The sequence below is a fragment of the Pseudonocardia spirodelae genome (assembly GCF_037727765.1).
GTDB classification, from domain to species: Bacteria; Actinomycetota; Actinomycetes; order Mycobacteriales; family Pseudonocardiaceae; genus Pseudonocardia; species Pseudonocardia spirodelae.
In genome coordinates this window covers 185,195-206,862 of sequence record NZ_JBBJUP010000005.1, presented here as the reverse complement: position 1 = coordinate 206,862, position 21,668 = coordinate 185,195, and the positions used below count along the sequence as shown (strand labels likewise).

Annotated in this window: 23 protein-coding genes; 16 read left to right on the top strand and 7 right to left on the bottom strand. The window is 76.0% G+C overall.

The genetic code is table 11. The annotated features are described in order from the left end of the window. Nucleotides 1–88: 88 nt before the first annotated feature. Entirely contained in the window at nucleotides 89–1,000 is a 912-nt protein-coding gene (gene ligD, locus WJX68_RS08160; RefSeq protein ID WP_340287799.1) for a non-homologous end-joining DNA ligase, read from the bottom strand. Nucleotides 1,001–1,050: 50 nt separating this feature from the next. Here ligD and ku point away from each other — a divergent pair, with 50 nt between their 5' ends. Further along, entirely contained in the window at nucleotides 1,051–2,091 is a 1,041-nt protein-coding gene (gene ku / locus WJX68_RS08155) for a non-homologous end joining protein Ku (protein WP_340287624.1), read from the top strand. Between the two features lie 2 nt (nucleotides 2,092–2,093). Here the strand turns inward: ku and WJX68_RS08150 are convergent, their stop codons facing one another. Further along, complete coding sequence (locus WJX68_RS08150) at nucleotides 2,094–3,413, bottom strand: LCP family protein (protein WP_340287622.1); 1,320 nt, start codon at nucleotides 3,411–3,413, stop codon at nucleotides 2,094–2,096. Between the two features lie 98 nt (nucleotides 3,414–3,511). On the opposite strand from WJX68_RS08150, the gene WJX68_RS08145 reads away from it, so the two are divergent. From WJX68_RS08145 to WJX68_RS08095, 11 genes are all read left to right on the top strand, one after another. After that, a complete protein-coding gene (locus WJX68_RS08145) occupies nucleotides 3,512–4,306 on the top strand; it encodes a nucleoside phosphorylase (RefSeq protein ID WP_340287620.1) in 795 nt (264 codons plus the stop codon). Nucleotides 4,307–4,317: 11 nt separating this feature from the next. Further along, nucleotides 4,318–5,376, top strand: a complete 1,059-nt coding sequence (locus WJX68_RS08140; RefSeq protein ID WP_340287618.1) for an NAD-dependent epimerase/dehydratase family protein — start codon at nucleotides 4,318–4,320, stop codon at nucleotides 5,374–5,376. Nucleotides 5,377–5,454: 78 nt separating this feature from the next. Then, nucleotides 5,455–6,102: a glycosyltransferase family 2 protein gene (locus tag WJX68_RS08135; RefSeq protein WP_340287616.1), complete on the top strand. Its 648-nt coding sequence runs from the start codon at nucleotides 5,455–5,457 to the stop codon at nucleotides 6,100–6,102. Continuing rightward, complete coding sequence (locus tag WJX68_RS08130) at nucleotides 6,099–6,788, top strand: TIGR04282 family arsenosugar biosynthesis glycosyltransferase (protein ID WP_340287614.1); 690 nt, start codon at nucleotides 6,099–6,101, stop codon at nucleotides 6,786–6,788. The genes WJX68_RS08135 and WJX68_RS08130 overlap by 4 nt, the downstream gene beginning before the upstream one ends. Beyond that, nucleotides 6,785–7,408 carry a class I SAM-dependent methyltransferase gene (locus tag WJX68_RS08125; protein ID WP_340287612.1) on the top strand — a complete coding sequence of 208 codons (624 nt, stop codon included), beginning with the start codon at nucleotides 6,785–6,787 and terminating at the stop codon, nucleotides 7,406–7,408. The genes WJX68_RS08130 and WJX68_RS08125 overlap by 4 nt, the downstream gene beginning before the upstream one ends. After that, complete coding sequence (locus WJX68_RS08120; protein ID WP_340287610.1) at nucleotides 7,405–8,658, top strand: molybdopterin-dependent oxidoreductase; 1,254 nt, start codon at nucleotides 7,405–7,407, stop codon at nucleotides 8,656–8,658. Before WJX68_RS08125 ends, WJX68_RS08120 begins: the two co-directional genes overlap by 4 nt. Continuing rightward, nucleotides 8,645–9,079, top strand: a complete 435-nt coding sequence (locus WJX68_RS08115; protein WP_340287608.1) for a hypothetical protein — start codon at nucleotides 8,645–8,647, stop codon at nucleotides 9,077–9,079. Before WJX68_RS08120 ends, WJX68_RS08115 begins: the two co-directional genes overlap by 14 nt. Then, nucleotides 9,076–9,438, top strand: a complete 363-nt coding sequence (locus tag WJX68_RS08110) for a hypothetical protein (RefSeq protein ID WP_340287606.1) — start codon at nucleotides 9,076–9,078, stop codon at nucleotides 9,436–9,438. Before WJX68_RS08115 ends, WJX68_RS08110 begins: the two co-directional genes overlap by 4 nt. Before the next feature lie 52 nt (nucleotides 9,439–9,490). Beyond that, nucleotides 9,491–10,789 carry a geranylgeranyl reductase family protein gene (locus WJX68_RS08105; RefSeq protein ID WP_340287604.1) on the top strand — a complete coding sequence of 433 codons (1,299 nt, stop codon included), beginning with the start codon at nucleotides 9,491–9,493 and terminating at the stop codon, nucleotides 10,787–10,789. A 157-nt stretch (nucleotides 10,790–10,946) separates the two neighbouring features. Next, entirely contained in the window at nucleotides 10,947–12,509 is a 1,563-nt protein-coding gene (locus WJX68_RS08100; protein WP_340287602.1) for a serine/threonine-protein kinase, read from the top strand. A 109-nt stretch (nucleotides 12,510–12,618) separates the two neighbouring features. Next, complete coding sequence (locus WJX68_RS08095; protein ID WP_340287600.1) at nucleotides 12,619–14,667, top strand: cytochrome c oxidase assembly protein; 2,049 nt, start codon at nucleotides 12,619–12,621, stop codon at nucleotides 14,665–14,667. 51 nt (nucleotides 14,668–14,718) lie between these two features. On the opposite strand, the gene WJX68_RS08090 is transcribed toward WJX68_RS08095, so the two are convergent. Beyond that, nucleotides 14,719–17,034: a heavy metal translocating P-type ATPase gene (locus tag WJX68_RS08090; RefSeq protein ID WP_422785672.1), complete on the bottom strand. Its 2,316-nt coding sequence runs from the start codon at nucleotides 17,032–17,034 to the stop codon at nucleotides 14,719–14,721. A 140-nt stretch (nucleotides 17,035–17,174) separates the two neighbouring features. On the opposite strand from WJX68_RS08090, the gene WJX68_RS08085 reads away from it, so the two are divergent. After that, nucleotides 17,175–17,861 (top strand): thioredoxin domain-containing protein, encoded by a 687-nt coding sequence (locus tag WJX68_RS08085; RefSeq protein ID WP_340287596.1) that lies wholly within the window; start codon nucleotides 17,175–17,177, stop codon nucleotides 17,859–17,861. Between the two features lie 20 nt (nucleotides 17,862–17,881). Here the strand turns inward: WJX68_RS08085 and WJX68_RS08080 are convergent, their stop codons facing one another. Beyond that, nucleotides 17,882–18,148 (bottom strand): HPr family phosphocarrier protein, encoded by a 267-nt coding sequence (locus WJX68_RS08080; protein WP_340287594.1) that lies wholly within the window; start codon nucleotides 18,146–18,148, stop codon nucleotides 17,882–17,884. Beyond that, entirely contained in the window at nucleotides 18,145–19,347 is a 1,203-nt protein-coding gene (locus tag WJX68_RS08075) for a PTS transporter subunit EIIC (RefSeq protein ID WP_340287592.1), read from the bottom strand. The genes WJX68_RS08080 and WJX68_RS08075 overlap by 4 nt, the downstream gene beginning before the upstream one ends. Before the next feature lie 90 nt (nucleotides 19,348–19,437). On the opposite strand from WJX68_RS08075, the gene WJX68_RS08070 reads away from it, so the two are divergent. Both WJX68_RS08070 and WJX68_RS08065 read left to right on the top strand, forming a co-directional pair. Beyond that, nucleotides 19,438–19,671, top strand: coding sequence for a PTS sugar transporter subunit IIB (locus tag WJX68_RS08070; protein ID WP_340287590.1), 234 nt, complete (start codon nucleotides 19,438–19,440; stop codon nucleotides 19,669–19,671). Beyond that, nucleotides 19,668–20,120 carry a PTS sugar transporter subunit IIA gene (locus WJX68_RS08065; protein ID WP_340287588.1) on the top strand — a complete coding sequence of 151 codons (453 nt, stop codon included), beginning with the start codon at nucleotides 19,668–19,670 and terminating at the stop codon, nucleotides 20,118–20,120. Before WJX68_RS08070 ends, WJX68_RS08065 begins: the two co-directional genes overlap by 4 nt. On the opposite strand, the gene WJX68_RS08060 is transcribed toward WJX68_RS08065, so the two are convergent. Beyond that, nucleotides 20,104–20,301: a hypothetical protein gene (locus WJX68_RS08060; RefSeq protein ID WP_340287586.1), complete on the bottom strand. Its 198-nt coding sequence runs from the start codon at nucleotides 20,299–20,301 to the stop codon at nucleotides 20,104–20,106. The genes WJX68_RS08065 and WJX68_RS08060 overlap by 17 nt on opposite strands. A gap of 250 nt (nucleotides 20,302–20,551) precedes the next feature. Here WJX68_RS08060 and WJX68_RS08055 point away from each other — a divergent pair, with 250 nt between their 5' ends. Continuing rightward, nucleotides 20,552–21,412 carry a helix-turn-helix domain-containing protein gene (locus WJX68_RS08055; protein ID WP_340287585.1) on the top strand — a complete coding sequence of 287 codons (861 nt, stop codon included), beginning with the start codon at nucleotides 20,552–20,554 and terminating at the stop codon, nucleotides 21,410–21,412. Nucleotides 21,413–21,416: 4 nt separating this feature from the next. Here WJX68_RS08055 and WJX68_RS08050 read toward each other — a convergent pair whose 3' ends face one another. Next, nucleotides 21,417–21,623, bottom strand: coding sequence for a DUF397 domain-containing protein (locus WJX68_RS08050; protein ID WP_340287584.1), 207 nt, complete (start codon nucleotides 21,621–21,623; stop codon nucleotides 21,417–21,419). Between the last annotated feature and the right edge of the window lie 45 nt (nucleotides 21,624–21,668).

The window sequence follows — 21,668 nt, the reverse complement described above, 5'->3', positions numbered from 1 at the left end:
CACACCGAACCACACCGTCACGGCGGCCACGCGAACGGGTGATGATCTCGGCGTCGCCACCTCCCCCGGCCGGCCCGCCGACGCGCCGTCAGCGCGGCTCGGGCCGCACGTCGGCGGGGTCGAGGTCGGCGCGGACCCCGCGGAACACCGGCTGCCGCAGCCGCCCGCCCGTCGTCCGTCCCAGGTGCGCGATCTCCACGACGACCGTCGGCGCGCACCAGCGCGCCCCGGCGGCGTCGGCCCGGGGCACCGGGGAGGCGAACGGGGAGGCGCCGGCGTCGGTCAGCAGCGGCCGGAGCGTCTCCTGGGCCGCCGCACCGGCGAGCCCGGACCCGGCCCGCCCGACGAACTCCAGCCCGTCCGGGCCGGGGACCCCGAGCAGCAGCGCCCCGATCCGGCGGCCGCCGCCCCTCTCCGGGCGCCAGCCCCCGACCACACAGGACTCGGTGTGCCGGTGGGCGATCTTCACCCAGTCCGGGCTGCGCCGTCCCGGCCGGTACGGCGAGCCCTCCCGCTTTGCGACGACGCCCTCCAGCCCGCGGGCGGCGGTGACCTCGAGCAGCGCGGCGCCGTCGGGGTACAGCGGCGACGCCTCGACGTGCGGCGCGGCGGACAGGTCGAGGCGGCCCAGGGTCGCCCGGCGCTCCGACAGCGGCCGGTCGAGCAGCGACACCCCGTAGAGGCGCAGGACGTCGAACACCATGAAGGTCACCGCCTTCCCGCCGGCCGGGCCGTGGATCCGGTGCGCGAGCGCCGCGAAGCTGGGCACGCCGCCGTCGAGCAGCACGACCTCGCCGTCGAGCAGCACGTCGGGCGCGAGGTCCACCAGTCCGGCGAGTTCGGGGAAGTTCGCGGTGACATCGCGCCCGGACCGGGTACGCAGCCGCAGCGACGGCCCGTCCGGGGCGTCGGCGACGTCGGCCAGCACGCGCATGCCGTCCCACTTGACCTCGAACGACCAGCCGGGACCGGTCGGGAGGGGGCCGGGGGTGGCGAGCATGGGCAGCACACCGTCATGCTGGCACCGAACGTCCGGCGAGGGGGGACCACATGCGGGCGATCTGGAGCGGTGCCGTCTCGTTCGGGCTGGTCAGCGTGCCGATCAAGGTGTACTCGGCGACGTCCAACCACGACGTCCGGTTCCATCAGGTGCACGGCGAGGACGGCGGCCGCATCCGCTACAAGCGGACCTGCGAGGTGTGCGGCGAGGAGGTCACCTACGCCGACATCGTGAAGGGCTTCGAGACCCCCGACGGCGAGCTGATCACCCTCGACGACGGCGACCTCGCGTCGCTGCCGGTGCGGACCGGGCACGAGATCGACGTGATCGAGTTCGTGCCGAACGACCAGATCGACCCGATGCTGTTCGACAAGAGCTACTACCTCGAGCCCGAGACGAAGGCCGCCAAGCCGTACGCGCTGCTGCGCGAGGCGCTGGCGGAGACCGACCGCACCGCCGTGGTCAAGGTGGCCCTCCGCCAGCGCGAGACCCTCGCCCTGCTGCGGGTGCGGGGCAAGGCGATCGTGCTGCAGACCCTGATCTGGCAGGACGAGATCCGCGAGCCCGAGTTCGACATCCTCGCGGGCGAGGTCGACCTCAAGCCGCAGGAGCTGAAGATGGCGTCCTCGCTGGTCGAGAGCATGGGCGCCGACTTCGACCCGGCGGAGTTCCACGACGAGTACCGCGACGCCATGGTCGACCTGATCGAGGCGAAGAAGTCCGACGGCGACGCCCGCCCGGCACCCGCCGCGGAGACCGGCACCGACGACTCCGACTCGATGAGCGACCTGCTCTCGGCGCTGCAGGCCAGCGTCGACGCGGCCCGATCGACGAAGGCGGACGCGGGCTCGTCGGGCTCGGGTTCCCGGTCGCGGTCGGGATCGGGGTCGACCCGCTCGCGGTCCCGCTCGGCGGCCGCGGACACCGACGCCGAGGAGGCACCGGCCGAGAAGGCCACGGGCACCTCGGGCGGCCGGACGCGGTCGCGGTCCACCACGGCGCGCACGAAGCCGGCGGAGACCGCCGAGGCCGGGAAGGACGACGCGAAGCCCGCGACCACCCGCCGCCGGTCCACGCGCAGGACGGCCTGAGCTCAGGGCCCGAAGCTCGACCGGGGTGGCGCCTCGTCGTTCTGCAGCGCGCCGAACATCTGCTGGGCGCGGCTGCGGTCCCACCGCAGGTTGGACCCGCCCGCGCTGCCCCCGATCGGCACGGTCGTCTGCACGCCGTCGCCGCCGGAGACGCCCTTCATCCCCCACGCGAGCCCGGCCAGGTTCCAGATGTGGTCGGAGTCGTCGACGGTGATGGTGCCGGTGACCGCGGAGGCCAGCGGCACCATCCGGAACGGGTTGATCAGCGTGAGCGGGCTGGTCGCCTTGCCGAGCAGCGCCGAGAGGAACTCGCGCTGGCGCTTCACCCGGTCGAAGTCCGAGCCGGGGGTGGCCCGGGTCCGGACGTAGCCCAGCGCCGTCGAGCCGTCGAGCTCCTGGCAGCCGGCCTGGATGTCCAGCCCGGCCTTCGGGTCGTCGATCGAGTCGGGGACGCACATGTCGACCCCGCCGACCGCGTCGACGGCACCGACGAAGCCGCCGAAGCCGACCTCGACGTAGTGGTCGATGCGCAGGCCGGTGGCGTTCTCGACGGTCTCCACGAGCAGCTCCGGCCCGCCGAACGCGAACGCCGCGTTGACCTTGTTGCTGCCCTTGCCGGGGATGGGCAGGTAGGAGTCGCGCGGGATCGAGACCAGCACGCTGCCCGAGCTGCCGGTGTGCAGCAGCATGATCGTGTCGGTGCGCTGGCCGGCCGCGTCGCCGGTGGCGAGCCGCTCCTCGTCCTCGGCGGACAGCCCCTCGCGGCTGTCGGAGCCGACGATCAGATAGTTCGTCCCCGACGACGACGCCTGCGAGTCCGCGGGCAGCGCCTGCACCCGGGTCATGTTCTGGTCGAGGTACACGCCGAACCCGACGACCGCGACCAGCAGCAGGACCAGCACGGCCTTCCAGCGGCCGCCGCCCAGCGCGCCGCGGGCGCGGCGCCAGTCCGGCATCGTCGGGCCGCGGGTGATGCGGCCGTCGCGGGGCGCCTGCGACGCCGGGTGCACCGACGGCCCGGCCGCACCGGCGGCCGGGCGGGGCACGGCGGGGCCGCGCGACGGCGCCGCGGCGCGCGTCGGCGGCGGCGCGCCCGCCCCGCGCCCGGGCGGCGGCTTGCGCAGCGGACCGCGCCCGCCGGGCTGCTGCTGCGGCGGTGACGGCGGCGGCAGCGGGCGGCCCCCGTGGCCCGGCAGCGGGTTGCGGGGCTGGTTCGTCCAGCCGGGACTCCCCGGACGCGCCGGGCGCCCGCCGCGCGGCGGCGGTGCACCCTGCGGCGGGCGGCCGCCCGGTGGGGGCGGGCCGCGGAAGTCTCCGGCCATGCCTGTCCGTCTCCGATCGGGCCGCGGTCGGGGGCCCTCCCGGCGACGATACTGCGCCGGCCCCCGGCGGGCGGCGGGGCGGGGCATGATCGCAGCCGATGGACCTGCCGCTGTTCGAGGACGACCTGCACGCCGAGGGCGTCATCCGCGCCGACGCGATCACCCGGCGCCGCCCCGGCGTGCCCGCGGCCGCGGTGCTGTGCTGGTTCCCCGAGGTCGTCGACGCCGTCGGCGCCGGTGGTGCGCCCGCAGTGACCGTGCTGCGCACCGAGCTCGGCCGCACCCCGGTCTGGCGCGCGACCGGCCCGGGCGGGTCACCGGTCGTCGTGCTGCACCCGGGGGTCGGCGCGCCGCTGGCGGCGATGTTCCTGGAGCACCTGGCCGCGATGGGGGTGCGCACCGTCGTCGGTGTCGGCGGCGCGGGCGCGCTGCGCCACGAGCTGACACTGGGGCACGCCGTCGTCCTCGGCAGCGTGCTGCGCGACGAGGGCACCTCGTTCCACTACCAGCCGCCGTCGCGGACCCTCGACGCCGACCCGGACGGCGTCGACGCGCTGGTCCGGACCCTCGACTCCGCCGGGGTGCCGCACGTGGTGGGGCGCAGTTGGACCACCGACGCGGTGTTCCGCGAGACCCCGGACCGGGTCGCGCGCCGCCGCGAGGAGGGCTGCGCGGTCGTCGACATGGAGGCCGCGGCGCTGGTCGCGGCGGCCCGCCGGATCGGCGTCGGCTACGGCCAGGTGTTCCTGGCCGCGGACTCGCTCGCCGGGCCGGAGTGGGAGCACCGCGGCTGGACGAGCGCCCGCGAGGCCCGTGCCGGGCTGTTCGGGCTCGCGCTGGCCGCGGCGGAGGACTGGGCGGGGCGCCGCGCGGGCGACGGCGCCACGCAATAGCGTCCGGGCCCATGCGCGTCCTCGTCACCGGCGGTGCCGGCTTCATCGGGTCCCACGTCGCCGACCGCTTCGTCGCCGACGGCCACGAGGTCGTCGTGCTCGACGCACTGCTCCCGCAGGCGCACGGCGGCGAGGCACCCGAGCTCGACCACGAGCTGGTCCGCGGCGACGTCCGCGACGCCGGGACCGTCGCGAGGCTCCTGTCCGGTGTGGACGCCGTCTGTCACCAGGCCGCGATGGTCGGGCACGGCGTCTCCCCCGCCGACGCCCCCGACTACGCCGCGCACAACGACCTCGGCACCGCCGTGCTGCTCGCCGGGATGCACGCCCGCGGGGTGGACCGGCTGGTGCTCGCCGGGTCGATGGTCGTCTACGGCGAGGGCCGCTACGACTGCCGCGAGCACGGCGTCGTCCGTCCCGGGCCGCGCGCGTTCGACGACATCGAGGCCGGCCGCTACGAGCCCCGCTGCCCGGAGTGCGGCACCGAGCTCGAGCCCGGTCTCGTCCCGGAGTCCGCGCCGGTCGACCCGCGCTCCACCTACGCCGCCACCAAGCTCGCCCAGGAGCACCTCGCGAGCAGCTGGGCCCGCCAGACCGGCGGCACCGTGTGGTCGCTGCGCTACCACAACGTCTACGGCCCGCGGATGCCGCGCGACACCCCCTACGCGGGCGTCGCGTCGATCTTCCGGTCCGCGTTGGAGCGCGGCGAGGCACCGCGGGTCATGGAGGACGGCCGGCAGCGCCGCGACTTCGTGCACGTCAGCGACGTCGCCGCCGCCAACGCCGCCGCGCTCGTCGCCGACCCGGAGCCGACCGGGTTCGGCGCCGCGAACGTCTGCTCCGGCGAGCCGCACACGATCGGGGACCTCGCCGCGGAGCTGGCCCGCGCCATGGACGGCCCCGCGCCGCAGATCGTCGGCGGGGCGCGTCCCGGCGACGTGCGCCACGTCGTCGCCGACCCGTCGTTCGCGGCCGCCCGGCTCGGGTTCCGCGCGAGCACCTCCTTCACCGACGGGGTGACGGCGTTCGCGACCGACCCGCTCCGCTCGCCGATCACTGCGAACCGCTGAGCGGTCCACCCCGAACACTCTGCGGGACCGTCCCGCATTCGGCGGGCGGCCGGACCGCGGAGGGACGACGATCACGACGTGCACCCGGAGATCGTGCTGCCGTGCCTCGACGAGGCCGAGGCGCTGCCCTACGTACTGAAGCGCATGCCGGAGGACTGGCCGGTGATCGTCGTCGACAACGGGTCGACCGACGACACCGCCGAGGTCGCGCGCGGGCACGGTGCCCGCGTCGTCGTCGAACCGCGGCGCGGCTACGGCGCGGCCGTGCACGCCGGGCTGGAGGCCGCCACCGGCGAGCTCGTCGCGTTCCTCGACGGTGACGGCTCGCTCGACCCGGACGTGCTGCCCGCGATGGCCGAGACCGTCGCCTCGGGGCGCGCGGACATCGCCGTCGGGCGGCGGGTGCCGGACTCGGCGGGTGTCTGGCCGTGGCACGCCCGCGCCGCGAACGCCGTCATCGCGACCATGCTGCGCGGCCGCGGGATCCCGGTGCACGACATCGCGCCGATCCGCATCGCGCGCCGCCGCGCCCTGCTCGACCTGGGGATCGAGGACCGGGCGTTCGGCTACCCGCTGGAGCTGCTGATCAGGGCGGGCCGCGCCGGCTGGCGGTTCGACGAGGTCCCGGTCCGCTACGCGCGCCGGGCCGGCGGCCGCTCCAAGGTCTCCGGCTCGGTGAAGGGCACCGTCCGTGCCGGGCGCGACATGGTCCGGCTGCTGCGATGACCGGGGACGTCACCACCGTGGTGCTGGCCAAGGCCCCGGTCCCGGGCCGGGTGAAGACCCGGCTGTGCCCGCCCGCCACGCCCGCGCTGGCCGCCGCGATCGCCTCGGCCGCGCTGCTCGACACCCTCGACGCCGCGGCCGGGGTGCCGGGCGCGACCGTCGTCGCCCTGACCGGGGACCGGGCGGCGGCCACCGGCGCCGCGGAGCTGGCCGCCGCGCTGGCCGGGCTCGACGTCGTCGGGCAGCGGGGCGACGGCCTCGCCGCGCGGATCGCCGCCGCGCACGCCGACGCCGCCGCGCTGCACCCGGGCCGCCCGACCCTGCAGGTCGGCATGGACACCCCGCAGGCCTCGGCCGCGCTGCTGCGCCGGTGCGCCGACCGGCTCGCCGAGCCCGGCGTGGACGCCGTGCTGGGCCCGGCCAACGACGGCGGCTGGTGGGTGCTGGGACTCAACGACCCGCACGCCGCGGCCGCGCTCGCCGGGGTGCCGATGTCCTCGGACGAGACCGGTGCCCGCACCCTCGACGCGCTGCGCGCGGCCGGGCTGCGGGTGGTCACGGCCGAGCCGCTGACCGACGTGGACACCGCGGAGGAGGCCGTCGCCGTCGCGGGGGAGGTGCCGGGCAGCCGCTTCGCCCGCGCCGTCGCGGCGCTGCCGGCCCGATGTCCGGAGGTGCCGGCGTGACCGCGGTCGCCGAGGCGTTCGACGGGCCGCTGTCCGGCACCCCGTCGCGTCTGCTCTGCGACGACGGCACGGAGGTCGCGCTGGACGTCGACCGCTGGTCGGACCCGGCGGGCGGCTGCGACGACTGGCTGCTGCGCCACTGCACCGGCCCGACCCTGGACCTGGGCTGCGGGCCGGGACGGCTGCTCGTCGCGCTGGCCGCGCGCGGGGTCGCCGCGCTCGGCGTCGACGGCTCGGCGGTGTCGCGCACGCACTGCCGCCGCCGCGGCGTCTCGATGATCCACGCCGACCTGTACGGGCCGCTGCCCGGCGAGCACAGCTGGTCGCACGTGCTGCTCGCCGACGGCAACATCGGCATCGGCGGCGACCCGGCCGCGCTGCTGGCGCGGGCCGCGCGGCTGCTCGTGGCCGGCGGCACGGTGCTCGTCGAGGCCGACCCCCGCCCCGAGCACGCGTGGCGGGGCACCGCCCGCGTGGTGTGCGGCGCCCGCGCGGGCGAGCCGCTCCCGTGGGCGGTGCAGGGCGCCGTCCCGCTGGCGGTGACGGCCGGGCGGGCCGGGCTGCGGGTGACCGACGTGCACCTCGGCACCCGGGTGTTCCTGGAGCTGACCGGGCCGTGAGCCGTCCGCTCCGCTGGCGCAGCCCGATCCGCGGGCCCTGGCTCACCTCGATGTTCGCGCTGCCGCTGCTCGCCGGGCTGCCGGTCGTCGCCCTGACCGGGCTGCTCGACCGGCTCGCCTACGGCCGGGAGCAGGCCATCCCGGCGGCCGACGCCGTCGGCGGGCTGCAGCTGCCGTGGTGGGACTGGCCCGCGGACCCCGCGTGGCTGTTCCGGCTGACCGAGGGGCTGCACGTCGGGCTCGGGACCGTGCTGGTGCCGCTCGTGCTGGCCAAGCTGTGGTCGGTGATCCCGAAGCTGTTCACCGGGCCCGAGCGGAACCCGGTGGCGCTGCTGGAGCGCCTGTCGCTGGTGCTGCTCGTCGGGTCGATCCTGTTCCTGGTCGTCACCGGCCTGCTCAACGTCCAGTACGACTACGTGTTCGGCTTCTCCTTCTACGACGGCCACTACGCCGCGGCCTGGGTGTTCCTCGCCGCGTTCACCCTGCACGTGGTCACGAAGCTGCCGACGATGGTCCGCTCGCTGCGGTCCCGCCGGCTGCGCACCGAGCTGGCGACCCCGCTCGCCGCGACCCGCCCGGAGCCGCCGCACCCGCTCGTCGCACCCGACCCGGACCCGCCGACGATGTCGCGGCGCGGGGCGATCGCCCTGGTCGGGGGCGGGATGGTGTTCGTCGCGGCGCTCACCGTCGGGCAGTTCACCGACCGCTTCCGCGCGACCGCGCTGCTGCTGCCGCGCGGGCGCACCACCGCGCCGGGCTCCACCGAGCGCGGCGGGCCGAACGACTTCCCGGTCAACCGCACGTTCGCCGCGTCCGGGATCGACCCGGCCGTCGTCGGGGACGGCTGGCGGCTCACGCTCACCGGCGGCGCGGCCCCGGTCGTCCTGGACCGGGCGGCGCTGGCCGCGCTGCCCCAGCACACCGCCCGGCTGCCGATCGCCTGCGTCGAGGGCTGGTCGACCTCGCAGGAGTGGACGGGGGTGCGGCTGACCGACCTGGCCCGCGCCGCGGGGGTGCCCGCGCCCGCGTCGGCCGAGGTCCGCTCGGCCGAGGCCGCCGGGCCGTTCACCCGCTCGCTGCTGAACCGGGCCCAGACACTCGCCCCGGACTCGATGCTCGCGCTGCGGGTCAACGGGGCCGACCTGTCGCGCGACCACGGGTTCCCGGCGCGGCTGGTCGTCCCGGCGCTGCCCGGGGTGCACAACACCAAGTGGGTCGCGACGATCGGCTTCTCCGGTGCTCCCCGCTAGGGCCGTGGCCGTGCTGGGCTGCTTCGCGCTCGCGGGGTGGGCGGTGTGGTCGATCGCCGGCGGCTCCCCCGACCTGGTCCGGATGGCGTGGTGGTTCCTCGGCGCCGTCGTGCTGCACGACCTGGTGCTGTTCCCGCTCTACGCCGCGGGCGACCGGCTGCTGCTGACCGCGCTGCCGCGCACCCGGGTGCCGCTGGTGAACCACGTGCGGGTGCCGCTGCTGGGGTCCGGGCTCGCCCTGCTGGTGTTCCTGCCCGGCATCCTCCGCCAGGGCGGGGCGACGACGACGGCCGCGACCGGGCTGGACCAGGAGCCGTACCGGCTGCGCTGGGTCGCGCTGAGCGTCGCGCTGTGCGCGGCGTCGGCGCTGGTCTGGGTGCTGCGGACGCTGCGGGCCCGCCGGGCATCATCGCGGGCATGACCGGACCCGTCTTCGACGAGCGCGACCAGCTCGACACCGTCGCCGCGGCCCTGCTCGACGGCGAGCGCATCGTCGCCGTGTACGACGACCGCGACGCCGGCCTGCTCGGGCTCACCGACCTGCGGGTGCTGCTGCGCGACGACGCGCTGCTCGAGCGGCGGACCGCGCTCACCTCGATCCCCTACCACCGGATCGGCACGGTCTCCGCGGTCACCGACCGTGCCCTGCCCGGCCGCGCCGCACGGCCGGGCCGGATCGCGATCACCGTCGGGGAGCGGGTGCACGAGGTCGCGCTGCGCGACGCCGCCCGGGCCCGGCACGCCCACGACGTGATCCTCCGGCAGCTGCTCGGGTCGTGACCGGGGGCACGCTCGCGGGCGGGCGGCACCGGTGGGTTGCGACACTGGGGGCATGAGCACCGTCCCGGCCACCGCCGTCCCGTCCGGCTCGCCCGCCGCGCCCGAGTCCACCGACGTGCTCGTCGTCGGTGCCGGACCGGCCGGGGCCGCCGCGGCGGCGTGGGCGGCCCGGCACGGTCTCGACGTCGTGCTCGCCGACGCCGCGACGTTCCCCCGGGACAAGGCCTGCGGCGACGGCCTCACCCCGCGCGCGATCGCCGAGCTGGCCCGGCTCGGGCTCGGCGGGTGGGTCGACGGCCACGGCACCAACCGCGGGCTGCGCGCGCACGGGTTCGGCCAGGTGCTGGAGCTGCCGTGGCCCGGCGGGTCGCTGCCGGCGCACGGGTCGGCGATCCCGCGCACCGAGCTCGACGCGCGGATCCGGCAGGTCGCGCTGGACGCGGGGGCGACCCCGATGCAGGACGCCAAGGCCGTCGACGTCGCGTTCGCCGGGGACCGGGTCGACACCGTCACCTTCGCCGACGGCCGGTCGGTGCGGTGCCGCCGGCTCGTCGTCGCCGACGGGGCGCGGTCCACGCTGGGCCGGGTCCTCGGCCGGGAGTGGCACCAGGACACCGCCTACGGCGTCGCCGCCCGCGGCTACGTCACCTCCGACCGGCACGACGACCCGTGGATCAGCTCGCACCTGGAGCTGCGCGGCGAGGCCGACGAGGTGCTCGCCGGCTACGGCTGGCTGTTCCCGCTGCACGACGGCCGCATGAACATCGGCGTCGGCACGCTGGCCACCGACCGCCGCCCGGCCGCGGTCCGGCTGCGCGGTCTCATCGAGCACTACGCGAACGGCCGCCGCGCCGAGTGGGGTCTCGGTCCGCGGGTGGAGGCGGTGCGGTCCGCGCTGCTGCCGATGGGCGGCGCGGTGTCCGGCGTCGCCGGGCGGAACTGGGCGCTCGTCGGGGACGCCGCGGGCTGCGTGAACCCGCTGAACGGCGAGGGGATCGACTACGGCCTGGAGACCGGCCGGCTGGTCGCGGAGCTGCTCGCCGCGGGCTCCGACCTGGACCGGGCGTGGCCTGCCACCCTGCGCTCGCACTACGGCCTGGCGTTCTCCATCGCCCGCCGCCTCGCCGGGCTGGTGACGATCCCGCGCCTGCTGCCCGTCGCCGGGCCGGTCGGGATGCGCTCGCGGGCGCTGATGACCGTCGCGCTGCGGGTGATGGGCAACCTGGTGACCGACGCCGACCGCGACCTCACCGCCCGCGCCTGGCGCGCGGCCGGACGGCTGTCGGTGCGCCTCGACGACCGTCCGCCGTTCCCCGCCGCGGACCTGCGCACACCCGTCCGGGCACGCTGACCCCACCGGGGGAACACCGGGTGGTGGCCGCGCGCCGCCGCCCACCACGTCCGGTACCGGGCGGTACGGTCGCCCCCGACCGTTCCGCCACGACGGCGGACGGCCGGTGCACCGCGCCCGCGGCCCGGCCGCGACCCCAGGACGACCGGGAGGGCCCGTGACCCGCGGCGACGATCCGGACCGCACCCGCAGCGCGGGCTCGGACCCGTGGCAGACCGGGAACCGGCGGCAGCGGCCGCAGGGCGCCCCGGGGCCGGACGCGACCCGCCGCGTCGGCGGTGACCGCCCCGCCCCGCGCCGCGCCGACGACGACCCGGTGACCCGCCGCAACGGACCGCCCCCGCCGGACGCCACCCGCCGCGTCGGCCCGCCGCCCGGGCCGCGCCCGCAGGGCGGCCCGACCCGCCGGTTCGACGCGGGCCCGACCCAGCACCTCGGCGCGCCGCCCACCGCCGCGTACGGCGCGGGCCGCCCGCCGCGGCCGGACGCGACGCGGATGATGCCCGCCCCGATCACCGAGCCGGAGCTGCTCGGCGGGCGCTACCGGCTGGAGGGTCTGCTCGGCCAGGGCGGCATGTCCGACGTGCACCGGGCCACCGACACCCGGCTCAACCGCCCGGTCGCGGTGAAGATCTTCGGTGCGGCCGACGACCCGAGCGCCGACCAGCGCTTCGAGCAGGAGGCGCAGGTCATGGCGAACCTGCGCCACCCCGGGCTGGTGGCGGTGCACGACTTCGCCGTCGAGTCCGACCGCGCGTACCTGGTGATGGAGCTCGTCGACGGGCCGACGCTCAAGGACGTCGTCGCCCGTGAGGACCTGCCGCCCGAGGACATCCGCCGGATCGGCACCGAGGTCGCGCAGACGCTGGCCTACGTGCACTCCCAGGGCGTCACGCACCGCGACGTCAAGCCGTCGAACATCCTGATCGACGCCGACGGGCGGGCGCGGCTCGCCGACTTCGGCATCGCCGCGCTGCTCGGCGCCGACGGCCACACCGCCGCCGGGGAGATCATCGGGACGCCCGCGTACCTGTCGCCGGAGCAGGTGCAGGGCCGCGAGGTCGGCCCGCCCACCGACGTCTACGCACTCGGGCTGGTGCTGCTGGAGGCCTGGACCGGGCGGCAGGAGTACCAGGGCCAGGGGCTGCAGGGCGCGGCCGAGCGGGTGCACCGCTCGCCCGTGGTGCCCGCCGACGTCCCCGAGCCGCTGCGGACGACGATCACGCAGGCCACCGCCACCGACCCCGGGCGCCGCCCGGACGCCCGCCGGGTCGCGGAGATGCTGGCCGAGCCGACCGCCGTCGCACCGCCGCCGGTGGAGCCCGAGCCCGAGCAGCGGGACCTGGGCTCGTCGGGGGCCGGGAAGTGGATCGCGATCGGCGCGCTCGTCGTCGCGCTGCTCGTGCTGCTGCTCGGCTTCCTGCTGTTCGGCGGCGACGACTCCGGCACCCGGGCCCCCGCGACCACCGAGACCAGCGCGCCCGCCACCACGGAGACGACCGAGGCCCCCACCGGCGAGAACGGTGGCGGCATCACGATCCCCAGCAACATCCCGGGGATCCCGACGGAGCTGCCGTCGCTGCCGTCGAACCTGCCGTCGATCCCGACCGAGCTGCCCTCGCTGCCGTCGAACCTGCCCGACCCCGGGCAGATCGGGCAGGACGCGCAGGGGTTCTGGCAGACGATCCAGAACTGGTGGGAGGGCCTGACCGGCAACTGACGGCGTGACCCGCCCGACCCGGGGCGGCGCGCGCCGGAGGCGATCGGGGACCATCGTGGGAGGAGACGGGCGCGTCCGCGCCCGGTGGGCACCTGCGGAGGGGTTCTCGGTGAGCGCGAGCACGGAGCCGGCGGCCCCGGCGACGACCGGACCGGCCGACCCGACGCGGCCCGCGGCGCCGGCGCCGGCCCGGCGGCGCGACCGCAGGGCCCTGCTGACCGGGCTCACCCTCGTCCTGCTCGCGGTGTGCGCCGGCGCCGCGGTCGCCCTCACCGCCGGCGACGACGGCTTCTGGCGCCAGAGCGGGCTGCCGGTCCCCGCACCGGGGCTGAAGGCGGCCACCGTCGTGGCGAAGGTGCTCGCGGTCGGCGCCACCGCGCTGGCCGCCGGCTCGCTGCTGGTCGCCGGGCTCGTCGCCGCGCCGCAGGCGTCCGGCACCGTCGACGTCCACGGCTACCGGGCGCTGCGCCGGGGCACCGCGGCCGCGGCCGCCGCCGGGGTGGCGGCGATCGTCGCGGGCTGGCTGTCGGTGGCCGACATGACCGGCAACTCCCCCGCCGACCTGGCCTCGGCCGGACCGTTCGGCTGGCTCCCGGCGGCCGCGACGATCGAGGAGCCGCTGGGCTGGACGCTGGCCGGCGCGCTCCTGCTGCTCGTCGCGGTGGGGGCGGCGTTCTCGCTGAGCTGGAAGGCCGTCGCCGCGCTCGGGCTGGCCGCCGCCGTCGCGACGGCGCTGCCCGCCGCCGTGCACCCCGCCGCGACCGGCGCCGGGCACGACTGGTCCGGCGACGCGAACGTGCTGCGCGCCGTCGCCGGGACGGCCTGGCTCGGTCTGGTCGCGGCGCTCGTGGCGCACCGCGTGCACGGCGGGTCGCTGACCGGGCGCACCGCGGGCCGGGTCCGCGGGCTGCTCGCGACGACCGGCGTGGTCTACCTGGCCGGTGAGGTGGTGTTCCAGCTGGTGGTGACCGACGCCGGGACGCTGTCCGGGTCGGCCTATGTGCGGGCCGCCGTGGTCGCCGCCGTGCTGCTGGCGCTGCTGGTGCCGCTCACCGCGCTGCTGGCCCGCGGGCTCGCCGGCGACCCCGGCGGCGCGGCGACCGGGCGGCTGCTGCCCGTGCTCGCCGTCGTGGGGGCCGCGGTCGCGACGCTGGGCGTCGCGAGCATCCGGCTGGTGCCGCCGCGCTTCCTCGTCGCCGACGACTCCGCGATGCAGACGCTGATCGGCTGGGACGTCGATCGCCCGTTCGGCGCGCTCACGGTGCTCACCGAGTGGCGGTGGAACCTGCTGTTCGGCACCGGCGCGCTGGCGCTCGCCGCGCTCTACCTGGTCGCGGTGCGCCGGCTCGCCGCCCGCGGGGTCCGCTGGCCGGTCGGGCGGACGATCGCCTGGCTGCTGGGCTGCACGACCCTGCTGCTGGCGACGTCGTCGGGCCTGGGCTTCTACTCACCGGCGATGTTCAGCGTCCACATGATCAGCCACATGACGCTGAACATGCTGACGCCGATCCTGCTGAGCCTCGGCGGCGCGGTCACCCTGGCGCTGCGGGTGCTGCGCCCGGCCGGGCGCGGGAACCCGCCCGGCCCCCGGGAGTGGCTGCTCGCGGCCGTGCACTCGCGGGTCGCCCGCGTGCTGACCCACCCGGGCTGCGCGGCGGTGCTGTTCGTCGGCTCGTTCTACGTCCTGTACTTCACCCCGCTGTTCGACGGCGCCCTGCGGTTCCACTGGACCCACCAGCTGATGAACCTGCACTTCGTGCTGGTCGGCTACCTGTTCTTCTGGCCGCTGATCGGCGTCGACTCCGCCCCGCACCGGCTGCCGCACCTGGGCCGGCTCGCCGTCATGCTCGCGACGATGCCGTTCCACGCGTTCTTCGGCGTCGCGGTGATGAGCTCGGCGACCGTGCTGGGCGAGAACTTCTACCGGCAGGTGGGGCTGCCCTGGGTCGACCTGCTCGACGACCAGCGCACCGGCGGCGGCATCGCCTGGGCCACCGGCGAGATCCCGATGCTGCTGGTGATGGTGACGCTGGTGGTGCAGTGGTCGCGCGACGACTCCCGGGAGGCGGCGCGCAAGGACCGGCAGGCCGACCGCGACGACGACGCGGAGCTCAGGGCGTACAACGCGATGCTGGAGCAGATGCGGCGCGGGGGGTGAGCGCCGCGCTCCGCGGAGCCGGGCGCGGCCCGGTCGCGGGGCCGGCCGGGATCAGGGACGCGCCTCGACGTAGTCGGTCGGCTCCTCGCCGGCCGGGGTGCGGGTCCCGCCCAGCGCCTCGTCGGCCCAGCTCGCGGCCCTGCGCAGCCGCAGGCTGTTGGTGACCACGAGGAACGACGACAGCGCCATCGCCGCGCCCGCCAGCAGCGGGTTGAGCAGCCCGGCCATCGCGACCGGGATCGCCGCGGTGTTGTAGCCGAAGGCCCACCACAGGTTGCCGCGGATGGTGCTCATCGTGGCGCGGGCCAGCTCCACGGTCGCCGGGAGCACCCGCAGGTCGTCGCGGACGAGGACGACGTCGGCGGCCTCCAGCGCGACGTCGGTGCCCGAGCCGACCGCGATGCCCAGGTCGGCCGCGGCGAGCGCGGCGGCGTCGTTCACGCCGTCGCCGACCATCGCGACCGTGCGGCCCGTCCCCTGCAGCGCGCGGACGTGGGCGACCTTGTCGTCGGGCAGCGCGCCCGCGACGACGTCGTCGATCCCGCAGGCGCGCGCGACGGCGTGCGCCGCGGCCGGACGGTCACCGGTCAGCAGCACCGGGCGCAGGCCCATCGCGACGAGCTCGGCCACCGCCACCGGTGCCGACTCCTTCACCGGGTCGGCCAGCGCGATCACGCCGGCGAGGGCGTCGTCGACGTGCACGGCGACGACGGTGTGCCCGGCCGCCTCCCACTCCGCGACCCGGTCCGCGAGCGGCCCGGTGTCGTCCGGCGGGCGGCCCACGACCACGGTGCGGCCCCCGACGACACCGCGGGCGCCGAGGCCGGGCAGGGCGGCGAAGTCCTCCACGGCGGCCACGTCCGGGCCGGCGTGCGCACGGATCGCGGCGGCGATCGCGTGCTCGGACCCGCTCTCGACGGCGGCCGCGCGGGCGAGCAGCGCGGCGGTGTCGCCGCCCGTGGCCGCGACGTCGACGACGGTCATCCGCCCGGTCGTCAGCGTGCCGGTCTTGTCGAGGACGACGGTGTCGGCGGCCCGGGTCGCCTCCAGCGCCCGGTGCCCCTTCACGAAGATGCCCAGCTCGGCGCCGCGTCCGGTCGCCACCATCAGCGCGGTCGGCGTCGCCAGGCCCAGCGCGCACGGGCAGGCGATGATCACGACGGCGATCGCCGGGCCGACCGCGCCGACCCAGCCGGCGCCGCCCAGCAGCCAGCCGGCCACGGTCAGCAGGGCCAGCCCGAGCACCACCGGCACGAACACCGACGACACCCGGTCGACCAGCCGCTGCGTCGCGGACTTCTCGGTCTGCGCCCGCTCGACGGCCGCGATCATGCGGGCCAGGCGGGTGTCCGCGCCGACCTGCTCGGCGAGGACCACCAGCCGCCCGCCGGACGGGATGGTCCCGCCGGTGACGGGGTCGCCCGGGCCGACCTCGGCCGGGACGGACTCGCCGGTCATCGCGCTGGTGTCGACGGCGGCCCGCCCGGTCTCGACGACGCCGTCGGCGGCGATCCGCTCGCCGGGGCGCACGAGGAAGCGGTCGCCGACCCGCAGCCGGCCGACCGGGACGCGGTCCTCGCCGCCGTCGCGCAGGAGGGTGACCTCGTCGGACCCGAGGGCGGCGAGCGAGCGCATGACCCGTCCGGCCGTCCGGCGGGCCCGGGCCTCGAAGTACCGCCCGGCCAGCACGAACGTCGTCACGCCGGCGGCGACCTCGAGGTACAGCGGACCCGACGGGTGCAGCACCGCGTCCCAGCCGGTGAGGGTGCTGCGTCCGTCGACGAACGCCATCCCGCCCAGCGACCACGCCGACGCCGACAGCACGCCGAGCGACACGAGGGTGTCCATCGAGGTCGTGCCGTGGCGCAGGTTGGTGACGGCGGTGCGGTGGAACGGCCACGCCGCCCACCCGACGACCGGCAGCGCGAGTGCGACGACCACCCACTGCCAGTACGGGAACCGCAGCGAGGGGACCAGCGACATCGCCAGCGACAGGTCGGCCAGCGGGATGAACAGGATCAGCGCGACGGCCATCCGGGTGCGCAGGCGGCGCAGCGCGGTGTCGTCGGAGGTGGCCTCGTCGCCGGTGTCGCCGGCCCCGGCGGGGCGGATCTCGGTGGCGCCGTAGCCGGCCTTCTGCACGGTCTCGACGAGCGTCGTGACCGGGACGCCCGCCGGGTGCCGGACGGTGGCGCGCTCGGTCGCGAGGTTGACCGTCGCGTCGACGCCGTCGAGCTTGCGGAGCTTGCGCTCGACCCGGCCGACGCACGCGGCGCAGGTCATGCCCTCGATCCGGAGCTCAACCGTGCGCACGTCCGCCTCCGGGGCGGTCCGGTCCACGGCGCTGTCGGTGCTCACGACATCCATGGTTCTACACGCGATCGAAGTTCCGCCACCGGGGGCCCTGACCTGCGGTGGGCACCTCCCCCGGTGCGCCCGGCGGGACACCGTCGCGCCACACTGGTCGGCGAGCACCGGATCGCAGGACAGTCGGAGGAGGAGCCCTGATGGCCACCGGGAAGCGGAAGGCGGCGGCGAAGAACCCGCTCGCCGCGAGCAAGGGTCCGTCGCAGTTCACGGTGATCGCCGTGATCGTCGTCGTGGCCTTCGCCGCGGTCGTCGGTGTCGGCGTCTACTGGAAGAACTCCGGCGGCGGGGTCACGGTCCCGGCGAACGCGACCGCCCAGGGCGTGACGGTCGGCAACGAGGCCGCCCCGAAGACGATCGACGTCTACCTGGACTTCCAGTGCCCGATCTGCCGCCAGTTCGAGGCGCAGGCGGGCCGGACGCTCGACCAGATCGTCTCCTCGGGCCAGGCGAAGATCGTCTACCACCCGATCGCGATCCTGGACCGGGCGTCCTCGACGCGGTACTCCACGCGGGCCGGGTCGGCCGCGGGCTGCGCGGCCGCGGCCGGGGTGTTCCCGCAGTACGAGAAGCTGCTCTACGACAACCAGCCCGCCGAGGGCGGCGCGGGCCTGCCCGACGAGAAGCTCGTCGAGCTCGGGCAGCAGGCGGGCGCGGGCGGCGACTTCGCGCAGTGCGTCGAGGACCAGCGCTACGCGCCGTGGGTCGCCCAGATGACCCAGACCGCGCTGCGCGACGGCGTCTCCGGCACCCCGACGGTGAAGGTCGACGGCCAGCAGGTCGACGCCGCCCCGCAAGCGATCCAGCAGGCGGTCGCGGCGGGCTGACGCCGCGGGGCCGCACCCGCCTACCCGGTCGTCTCCAGCAGTGCGACCAGCCCGGCGAGTGCGGCCTCCGCGCCGTCCCCCTCGGCCCGCAGCGTCACCCGCTGCCCGTGCCCGGCCCCCAGGGTCAGCACGGACAGCACGCTCGCCGCGTCGACCGGGTCGCCGCCGTCGAGTGCGATGGTGACGGGCAGCCCGGTGGCCTTCGCGGCCCGGGCGAACAGCGCGGCCGGCCGGGCGTGCAGGCCCACCGGCGACGCGACGACGGCGGTCCGCTCCGCGGCGCTCACGCGGCGGTCACCTCCTCCGGCTCTTCGCGCCCGGGCGTGCGCAGGTTCCACCGCCGGATCACGAAGCGGAACAGCACGTAGTAGACGACGGCGTAGCCCAGCCCGATCGGGATCAACAGCAGCGGCTTCGTCGCCAGGCCGAAGTTGAGGACGTAGTCGATCGCCCCGGCGGAGAACGTGAACCCGTCGTGGATGCCGAGCGCGTTGACCAGCGCGTGCGACGTGCCGGTCAGCACCGCGTGGATCACGTAGAGCGGCCACGCGACGAAGACGAACGCGAACTCCAGCGGCTCGGTGATGCCGGTGACGAACGCCGTCAGCGCCACCGACAGCATGATCCCGCCGGTGACCCTGCGGTTCTCCGGCCGCGCCTCGTGCCAGATCGCCAGCGCGGCCGCGGGCAGCGCGAACATCATGATCGGGAAGAAGCCGGTCATGAAGATGCCCGCGTCGGGGTCGCCCGCGAAGAACCGGCTCAGGTCGCCGTGGGTGCCCTGGAAGTCGCCGACGACGAACCACACCACCGAGTTGAGGATGTGGTGCAGGCCCAGCGGGATCAGCATCCGGTTGGCGAAGCCGTAGATGCCGCCGCCGATCACCGCGTTGGCCGTGACGGCCTGCCCCAGCGCGCTCAGCCCGGCGTCGAACAGGGGGTAGAGCAGCCCCATCCCGGCCGCGACGACCATGACGACCACGGCCGTCACGATCGGGACGAAGCGCCTGCCGCCGAAGAAGGCGAGGTAGGTCGGGAGCGAGATGCGGTGGTAGCGCTGCCACAGCACCGCCGAGATCAGGCCGACGACGATGCCGCCCAGCACCCCGTAGTCGATCATCGCCTGGGCGCCGTCGGAGTCGAGCCTGCCGGGCAGGACCAGCGGGCTCATCGCCTCGAACACGCCCTGCAGGACCAGGTACCCGACGACGGCCGCGAGCGCGGTGGAGCCGTCGGAGCGCCTGGCCCAGCCGATCGCGATGCCGACGGCGAAGATCAGCCCGAGGTTGTCGAACAGGGCCGACCCGGCCGCGCCGATGACGGTCGCGACGCCGGAGAGCGCGTCGAACCGGCCCAGCAGATCGTCCTGTCCGAGCCGCAGCAGCAGACCCGCCGCGGGCAGTGCGGCGATGGGGAGCATGAGGCTGCGGCCGAGCCGTTGCAGGCCCGCCAGCCCGCGCCGGTTCTCGGCGGAGGGTGCGGTCATCGTTAACCTCGCGTTCGGGTGCCGGGAGTCACGGAACCCTGTCGCCGTGCACCGGACGGTGTCAACGACTGAGCTGTTCGGAGGTACGCGATGACGCAGGACAAGGCCGCGGCGATCCTCGCCGGACTCGGCGGGGCGGCGAACGTCGCCGAGGTGGAGGGGTGCATCACCCGGCTGCGCACCGAGGTGCACGACCCGGCGCTGGTCGACCAGGGTGCGCTGAGGAGGCTCGCGCACGGGGTCGTCGTGTCGGGGGCGGTGGTGCAGGTCGTCGTCGGCCCGGAGGCGGACATGCTCGCCGACGACATCGCGGACCTGCTGTGAGCGTGCACGTCGTCAGCCCGCTGGCCGGGCGGGTGGTCCCGCTGTCGTCCGTGCCGGACTCGGTGTTCGCCGAGCAGATGCTCGGGTCCGGGGTCGCGGTGGAGCCGGTCGCCGGGACCGTCGAGGTCCTCGCCCCGGTCGCCGGGACGGTGGCGAAGCTGCACCCGCACGCCTTCGTCGTGACGACCGGCGACGGCGCGGGCGTGCTCGTGCACCTGGGCATCGACACCGTCGAGCTCGGCGGCAGCGCGTTCACGCTGCACGTCGCCGAGCAGGACGCCGTCGCGGCCGGCACCCCGGTCGTGACCATGGACGTCGACCTGGTGCGCGCGCAGGGCCTGCCTGCCGTGTGCCCGGTCGTGCTCATGGAGTCCGAGCCGGACGGCACCCGCGACCACGCGGCCGGCGAGGTCCGGCCGGGCGACCCGCTGTTCAGCTGGGACGTCTGAGCGGGCAGTCCAGCCGCGGGCAGCCGCGGAGCAGGAGCTGCCGCTCGGCCCAGCGGTCCCGGCGTTCGCGGGCGACCCGCCGCCACTCGCGCCGCTGGGCCGCGGTGTCCATCGACATGCCGATGAGCACCGAGAACCAGACGAGGGCCAGGACGCCGGCGACGAGGACCAGGGCGGTCACGGCCGGTCACCCCCGCTCGTGCGCGGCGGGACGCGGACCTCGCAGTGCCGTGTGGTGCCGTCATGGTCGTGCATGGCGCACCTCCCCTTCAGCGGTGGTGACCGCTGTTCAGGACTCGGGACGAGAGTATGCGGTGCGAACGACGGGATGCACCAGTCGGAAAGCAACACTCCGTCTGCAATTGCGCGACGGCTAGGGTGGTACGGCGCTAGTCTGTCGATCACCGAAGTGGCCGGGGAGGTCGGGACGCATGACGGTGACGCACGGTCCCGTCGTCATCCGGCGGCGGCTGGGATGGGCGCTGAAGCAGCTGCGCGTCCGGCACCAGAAGCAGCTGGCCGACATCGCGAGGCTGCTGGAGATGTCGCCGTCGAAGCTGTCCCGGATCGAGACCGGGCAGGTCGAACCGAAGTACCGCGACGTCCGCGACCTGCTGGAGATCTACGAGGCGCCCGTGGAGTCGCGCGAGCAGCTCCTCGCCTGGGCGATGGACGCCAAGTCACCCGGATGGTGGCAGCCCTTCAACTCCACGGTCGCCGTCGCCGACCTGGACATGTTCATCTCGCTCGAGTCCGAGTCGGCGTCGGAGCTGATGTTCAGCACCCCGGTCACCGGACTGCTGCAGACCGAGGCCTACGCCCGGGCGATCCTCTCCGACGCCTTCCCCTCGGCCTCGGCGGCGGAGCTGGACAAGCTCGTCGCGATCCGGATCGGGCGGCAGGCCGTCGTCGCGCCGGACCGCGGGGACGCGCCGCCGCTGCGGCTGCACGCGGTCATCGACGAGAGCGCGATCCGGCGGGGACGCGACCGCGACGTCCTGCGCGAACAGGTCCGCTACCTGCTGGAGCGCTCCGAGCAGCCCAACATCGACCTGCAGGTCCTGCCGTTCGCGGCGGGCTACACCCGCGCCACCAGCACGTTCGCGATCTTCGAGCCGCGCGAGGCGACCTCGGACTGGACCGTCGTGAACGTCGAGAGCACGGGCCACGACGCCTACTTCGACACCCCGGCCGAGGTCGCGAGCTACCGGTCGATCTGGACGGACGTGCTCGGCGGGGCGCTGTCGACCGACGCGAGCAGGGACTTCCTGCGCGCGGTCCTCGCGGAGTGAGTGCTCAGGCGCCGAGCGCCGCGGAGTCGAACTCCCCCGCCTTGACCCCGGCCACGAAGGCGTCCCACTCGGCGCGGGTGAAGGCGATCGGCGTCGCGCCGGTGTCGAGCGTCGAGGCCACGGCGACGCCGCCGTCGGCGAGGGCGGCCACGGCGACACAGCCGCCGTCGAGGCAGAAGGAGCTGGTCCGGAAGCGGCCCGGCTGCGACACGACGATCCTCGATTCGTCCGGCGATCGTCCCGTGTGTGCACCGAC